Raw genomic sequence first — 5030 nt, 5'->3', positions numbered from 1 at the left:
GAAAAAGGCGAACGCCTTTTTCTACATTAGATCTTTGTTCCTCCCTCTTCTCCTTCTTTCTTCACGATTTTCACAGAAAAATAAAGGAGGGGCGGACAATGGACGGAAATATCATTGATACAGTCATGGCCCGAATTAAAGAACGGGGTGGACGTGTAACCGTACAGCGACTGGCCATCATCAACGTGCTCATGCGCCTGGACCATCCGACAGCCGAAGAAATTTATCATTTCATGCAGGATGACTTTCCGACCCTGTCATTCACAACGGTGTATAACACGTTAAAGTCTTTGAAAGAGCTGGGTGTGGTACATGAGCACTATCAGGACGAGCGTTCGCGTTTTGAAATCACGGAAAAGCCGCACCATCACTTTCACTGCATGAAATGTGACAAGCTTGTGGATATAGAGCCGGACAAGATCTCTGTCGATCTGGACCCTGACATAAAAGCTGCGTTTTCTCCATTGGAGTCAAAGGTCATTCTAGAAGGCATCTGTCAAAGCTGCCGGGAGCATGAATCGGGCGAGTCTTGAAGATGGCCGTCCTTTATGATACATTAGAAAATGGCAAATAATAAAAATGGAACGCTCCGTTTTGGGGAGGCAGAAGAATGGCGGTATTTTTAAAAATTTTACTTGTAATTGTTTCGATTTTGCTTATCGGGGTGGTGCTGCTTCAATCCGGCAAAAGCGCGGGTCTTTCCGGATCGATTGCAGGCGGTGCCGAGCAAATCATAGGGAAAGCGAAAGCGCGGGGCATTGACGCCCTGTTGAATAAGCTAACCGTTATCCTGGCAACATTATTTATGGTATTATCTATTGCCGTTGCGTATTTTCTGCGCTAGTCGGCCTCGTATATTGATAACCTGAGCATAGGTCTGAACAGCAAGTGGAATGCTTGCTGTTTTTCTGTATCTTGATGAAGGGACGATGTGTATGATCGGTTGCTTGTTGATTCACGGGTTTACCGGAAGTCCGTACGAAGTGGAGCCAGTTGCCAGGCATTTCGCGGATAGGGGATGGCGAATCGAAGCCCCTGTGCTTGCCGGACACGAAGGACATGCTCTCTCCCTGAACCAGGTTACGTGGCAGGACTGGGTGCGTTCAGCGGAAGAAGTGCTCCAGGATATGCTGCTTACGTGTGAACGCGTCTATGTGATTGGATTCTCTATGGGAGGGTTGATTGCGGCCCATCTGTCTGCCCGCTATCCGATTGATAAGCTGGTACTGTTGAGTGCCAGTCTATATTACATCAATCCCCGCCAACTGTTTAAAGACGCGGCTACCATTATCAAGAAGCATTTCACATCGGCCAGCGACGCCAGGGAAGCGTACCGGCGCTATGTAAACAAGGCGAAGACTACACCGCCGCGCGCAGTGATTCATTTTCGACACCTAGTCAAAATATTAAAGCAGGAATTGCCGAAGGTGACGGCTCCCACACTTATCATTCAGGGGGGCAGGGATGATCTGGTGGAGCCGCGCAGCGCAGAGCATATCTATCGGACGATTCGTTCGGCAGAAAAATACCTGCATATTCTTCCTGAATCGAAACATATTATCTGTCATGATTGTGAGCAGGGGCAATTGCTTGCGCTGATTGACGAATTTCTCGATCCTGCGCATGGCGAACGCAAAGGAGAGATGCCTCATGAAAGCTAAACCCCGCTCCCCTGAGACGTTTTTTTATCCGGGTGGAAAAATAGGCTTGCTTTTGCTTCATGGATTTACCGGCAGCACGGCTGAGATGCAGCCGATGGGCCGGTTTTTTCATAAGCTCGGGTTTACCGTTCATGCGCCGCTGCTTGCCGGGCACGGTACGACGCCGGAGGCGATGGCTCGAACGCGCTGGCCGGATTGGTGGCAGAGTGCCCTGAATGGATATGATCGCCTGATCGGGGAAGGCTGTGAACAGATTGTGGCGTCCGGGCTTTCCATGGGGGGGCTGCTTGCGCTGCGTCTTGCCTGTCATCGTTCTCCCGCCGCGCTCATTCTGCTGAATACACCTGTAGACGTGCGGGATAAACGAATCCGCTGGGCCAAATATGTGCATTATGCCCGTCCGTACATACCCCGTTCCGGCAAAAAAGAAGCGCACATTGAATCTGAGATGTTCCCGTATGAACGTACACCGGTCGCCTGCATCGCCAGTCTTTGGCAGTTTATCAATTTAACGAAAAAAGAGCTGGCGCAGGTCACGACTCCGGCGCTGATCGTTCAGTCCACCATTGACGAAACGGTGGAACCTTTCAGTGGAGATTATATTTATTCGCATATTGGTTCACACTATAAAGAAATGAAACAATACCATAAATCCGGACATATCATTACGCTGGATAAAGAACGGGAGCATGTTTTTCGCGATGCGGCTGATTTTCTGGAAAAGATTCTTGATAAAGTATAGAAAAGTCGTATAGATTTCAAGCAAAGGAGAGGGCGGATGTGGCAACAGAAGCAGATATTTTACGTTTTATGCGAGAGCAAGCGAGTCGTCCCATGACGGTAAAAGAACTCGAAGAAGCGTTCGAGATTGAGTCGGCCGCTGAATTTAAAGAATTTGTTAAGATTCTCAATCATTTGGAAAATACGGGACAGATTATCCGTACACGCACCAACCGCTACGGCGTGCCGGAGAAAATGAATTTGATCCGCGGCCGCCTGCAGGCGCATGCCAAAGGTTTTGGATTTGTGCTGCCCGATGAAGAAGGAACACCGGATATTTATATTCATGCCAATGATATGAACGGGGCAATGAACCAGGATATCGTGCTGGCGCGCCTGAACCGGAATGCGCGCGGTCCGCGCCTGGAAGGCGAAATCGTACGGATTGTAGAACGTGCGAACCAGACAATTGTCGGAACATATCAGGATGAGAAGCATTACGGGTTCGTCATTACCGACGATAAGCGGATTACGAAGGACATCTTCATTCCGAAAGGTGAATCTATGGGAGCCGTCGACGGGCACAAAGTGGTCGTTGAAATTGTGCGCTATCCGGAGACAAGCCGGGGCAATCCTGAAGGAAAAGTTGTTGAAATTCTCGGACACAAGAATGACCCGGGTGTCGATATTTTGTCCATTATCCGCAAATACGGTCTCCCGGAGACTTTCCCGGAAGAAGTCATGCGTGAGGCGGAAGCTGTACCGGATACGATTAGCGAAGAAGAAATTCAAGGACGGCGAGATTTGCGCGATCGGGTTATGGTGACCATTGACGGCGCCGATGCCAAAGACCTTGATGATGCGGTATCGATTGAGACGCTGGAGAACGGAAATTACCGGCTGGGTGTTCATATCGCCGACGTAAGCTATTACGTCAAGGAAAACTCTGAACTGGATATGGAAGCCTTCCGCCGCGGTACGAGCGTGTATCTGGTGGATCGGGTGATTCCCATGCTGCCGCACCGCCTGTCGAACGGCATTTGCAGCTTGAATCCGAAGGTGGACCGTCTGACGCTTACGTGCGATATGGAAATTGACGATGAAGGCAATGTCGTTAACCATGAAATCTATGAAAGCGTAATTCGCACCAACGAGCGGATGACGTATTCTGATGTGTACAGAATTCTTGAAGAAGACGACAAAGAATTGAAAGAGCGCTACAGAGACCTGGTACCGCATTTTGAAGCGATGAAGGAGCTGGCGCTTCGCCTGCGTCGCTTCCGTATGGAGCGCGGCGCGATTGATTTCGACTTCGGCGAAGCCAAGATCCTGGTCGACGCGGAGGGCAATCCCACGGAAGTGCGGATGCGCGATCGGACCATTGCGGAACGGATTATCGAAGAATTCATGCTGAAAGCCAACGAAACGGTAGCGGAGCACTTCTACTGGATGAATGTGCCGTTCATCTACCGGATTCACGAAGATCCGGATGGTGATCGACTGCAGACATTTCTCGAATTCGTAACCAATTTCGGTTACTTTGTACGAGGCAAAGCAAATAACATTCATCCGCGTACACTGCAAGCGCTGCTTGAGCAAGCGAAAGATACACCGGAAGAGACGGTCATCTCCAAAGTGATGCTGCGTTCGATGAAGCAGGCGAAATACGATGCGGAAAACCACGGCCACTTCGGTCTGGCAGCCGAGTATTATACACATTTCACATCTCCGATTCGCCGCTATCCGGACCTGATTGTACATCGGATGATTCGCGAATCATTGAAGCCCGGTGGATTCACGCCGGCCCGGATTGAAGAGTGGTATGCCAAAATGCCGCATGTGGCCGAGCATTCATCGGAACGTGAGCGTAATGCGGTAGATGCAGAGCGGGAAACGGACGATTTGAAGAAAGCGGAATATATGCTGCAGCATATGGATGAAGAGTTCGATGGGATCGTCAGCAGCGTTGCTTCGTTCGGTATGTTTGTCGAGCTGCCGAACACGATTGAAGGCATGGTGCATATCAGTTACCTGACGGACGATTACTACGATTTCCACGAGAACCAGTATGCGCTCATTGGCCAGCGGACAGGCCGCATGTTCCGCATTGGAGACGAGGTGCGCGTCAAAGTCGTCAAGGTGGATGTGGATGAGCACACGATTGACTTTGAAGTAGTGGGATTGAAGCGCAGCAAAGCTCCGGGGCGCGGTGAAGGGCGCAAAGCCAAGGTCATTCCGGTGCAGAGGAGTGAGCGCAAGCCGCGCGGCAAAGGAAAGCCGGCCAAAGGCAAGGACAACCCGTTCTGGATGGAAGTTGTCGAAAAGAAGAAAAAGAAGAAAAACAGCGTACCGAAGTCGGTAAAGAAGAAAAAGAAGAAATAACGAAGAGAAAGCGTATGGCGAACACCTGCAACGGGCAGGCTGCCATGCGCTTTTTTCATGGTATAGGAAAGTATATTTCGCTTTACAGTGATAAAGCAAAATATACTTTCCCTCTATTGTAAGCGAGAAAAAACTCGCGGGGCGTGTGCCAAACGTTCCTTTTTCCTTGTGGAGCGTGTGACGCGGAGGGAGACAAAGACCGGAAACGCCCGCGAGTTTTTCTCATTTTTGTAAAGAAATGTAGGAGGGCAGATAAATGACTGTTGT

At 50.0% G+C, this 5030-nt stretch carries 5 protein-coding genes; all 5 read left to right on the top strand.

Features of this window, described 5'->3' with window-relative positions:
• Positions 1-98: 98 nt before the first annotated feature.
• Positions 99-533, top strand: coding sequence for a Fur family transcriptional regulator (locus B2899_RS14810; protein ID WP_286886815.1), 435 nt, complete (start codon positions 99-101; stop codon positions 531-533).
• Positions 534-610: 77 nt separating this feature from the next.
• A complete protein-coding gene (gene secG / locus B2899_RS14805) occupies positions 611-844 on the top strand; it encodes a preprotein translocase subunit SecG (protein WP_146808246.1) in 234 nt (77 codons plus the stop codon).
• A 91-nt stretch (positions 845-935) separates the two neighbouring features.
• Positions 936-1661, top strand: a complete 726-nt coding sequence (locus B2899_RS14800) for an alpha/beta hydrolase (protein WP_286886813.1) — start codon at positions 936-938, stop codon at positions 1659-1661.
• Positions 1651-2403 (top strand): alpha/beta hydrolase, encoded by a 753-nt coding sequence (locus B2899_RS14795; protein ID WP_286886811.1) that lies wholly within the window; start codon positions 1651-1653, stop codon positions 2401-2403. The genes B2899_RS14800 and B2899_RS14795 overlap by 11 nt, the downstream gene beginning before the upstream one ends.
• 68 nt (positions 2404-2471) lie before the next feature.
• Positions 2472-4763 (top strand): ribonuclease R, encoded by a 2292-nt coding sequence (gene rnr / locus B2899_RS14790; RefSeq protein WP_146808255.1) that lies wholly within the window; start codon positions 2472-2474, stop codon positions 4761-4763.
• Positions 4764-5030: the final 267 nt, after the last annotated feature.

The organism is Aneurinibacillus sp. UBA3580 (assembly GCF_002375825.1).
Lineage (GTDB): Bacteria > Bacillota > Bacilli > Aneurinibacillales > Aneurinibacillaceae > Aneurinibacillus > Aneurinibacillus danicus.
This window is presented reverse-complemented; position numbering and strand designations above follow the sequence as displayed.

Excerpts from the sequence above, each read along its gene's own strand:
- B2899_RS14810 (WP_286886815.1), top strand. The coding sequence starts at position 99 with ATGGACGGAAATATCATTGATACAGTCATGGCCCGAATTAAAGAACGG.
- secG (WP_146808246.1), top strand. The coding sequence starts at position 611 with ATGGCGGTATTTTTAAAAATTTTACTTGTAATTGTTTCGATTTTGCTT.
- B2899_RS14800 (WP_286886813.1), top strand. The coding sequence starts at position 936 with ATGATCGGTTGCTTGTTGATTCACGGGTTTACCGGAAGTCCGTACGAA.
- B2899_RS14795 (WP_286886811.1), top strand. The coding sequence starts at position 1,651 with ATGAAAGCTAAACCCCGCTCCCCTGAGACGTTTTTTTATCCGGGTGGA.
- rnr (WP_146808255.1), top strand. The coding sequence starts at position 2,472 with ATGCGAGAGCAAGCGAGTCGTCCCATGACGGTAAAAGAACTCGAAGAA.